This is a genomic window from Comamonas granuli NBRC 101663 (assembly GCF_000739995.1).
GTDB classification, from domain to species: Bacteria; Pseudomonadota; Gammaproteobacteria; order Burkholderiales; family Burkholderiaceae_C; genus Simplicispira; species Simplicispira granuli.
The window spans coordinates 1-1188 of sequence record NZ_BBJX01000030.1 but is presented as its reverse complement, the minus strand read 5'-3'; the positions used below and the strand labels follow the sequence as shown (position 1 = coordinate 1188).

Here is a 1188-nt window from a genome sequence, read left to right as displayed (position 1 = left end):
TTGAAGTCCCCTTGAAAACCTGAACCACCCGGAAGTAGAGAATTCCCCCAGACGGAGTCTCTACATGAAGAAATCCAGATTCAGCGAAGCGCAGATAGTCGGCATCCTCAAGGAGGTTGAGCTGGGCGCCAAGGTCGGCGAGACGTGCAGGAAGCACGGTATCAGCGAGCCGACTTACTACAAGTGGAAGAACCAGTTCTCGGGCATGACGGTCTCGCACCTGGCGCAGTTGCGCCAATTGCAGGACGAGAACGCCAAGCTCAAGCGCATGTACGCCGACCTGGCGCTCATGCACCACGCGCTCAAGGATGTTGTTGACCGAAAGCTCTGACCCCGGAGCGTCGCGAGATGGTTGTCCAAGCTCTTATGCTCGAACACGGCATGAGCCAACGCCGTGCCTGCCAGGCCAGCGGCATTGCCCGCTCCACGTTGCGCTACAGGCCCGTTGCACGCGACGACTCCGGGGTCATCACCTTCATCCAGGCCCACATGGCACTGAACCCGCGTCACGGCTTCGGCTTGCTGTACGACAGTGCCCGCCACCAGGGCAAGCCCTGGGGCAAGACGGTGCTCTGGCGGGTGTACTGCGAGCTGCGACTGAATCTACCCCGCCGGGGCAAGAAGAGGCTGCCTGCGCGCATCAAACAGCCCCTGCACGCGGCAGGTCAGCCCAACCAGGGATGGAGCTGCGACTTCATGGCCGATGCGCTGTGGTCGGGCCGGCGGTTCCGCACCTTCAACGTCATCGACGAGTTCAACCGAGAGGCGCTACGTATCGAGGTAGATACCAGCCTGCCCGCAGCGCGTGTCATCCGCGCCTTGAATGAACTGGTGGAGGCACGCGGTGCGCCGCTATCGATACGTCTGGACAATGGCCCCGAGTTCATTGCCCACGCACTGGCCAAATGGGCACAGTCCAAGGGTATCGCCCTCCATCACATCCAACCAGGCAAGCCCACGCAGAACGCCTACGTCGAACGATTCAACAAAACCTACCGCACTGAGGTGCTCGACTGCTACGTCTTCGACAGCCTGCAGGAAGTGCGTGACATGACGGCCGATTGGCTGCACCGCTACAACCACCATCGTCCCCATGAAGCCCTCGGCCGAATCCCTCCGGTCGAGTACCGTATGAAACAATTCCCCAACCTCTACTTCTGACTGGCTCAGGAATTCGAGGGGACTTCA

The 1188-nt window shown here is 60.6% G+C and carries 1 protein-coding gene; it reads left to right on the top strand.

Translation table 11 applies throughout. The features are described 5' to 3' along the window. Window positions 1–64 precede the first annotated feature (64 nt). Window positions 65–1161, top strand: a protein-coding gene (locus CGR01S_RS16050) for an IS3 family transposase (protein ID WP_245616826.1) whose coding sequence is annotated in 2 segments (ribosomal slippage) — window positions 65–317 and window positions 317–1161 — 1098 coding nt in all. Because the reading frame shifts where the segments join, the coding sequence is not laid out codon by codon here. Window positions 1162–1188: the final 27 nt, after the last annotated feature.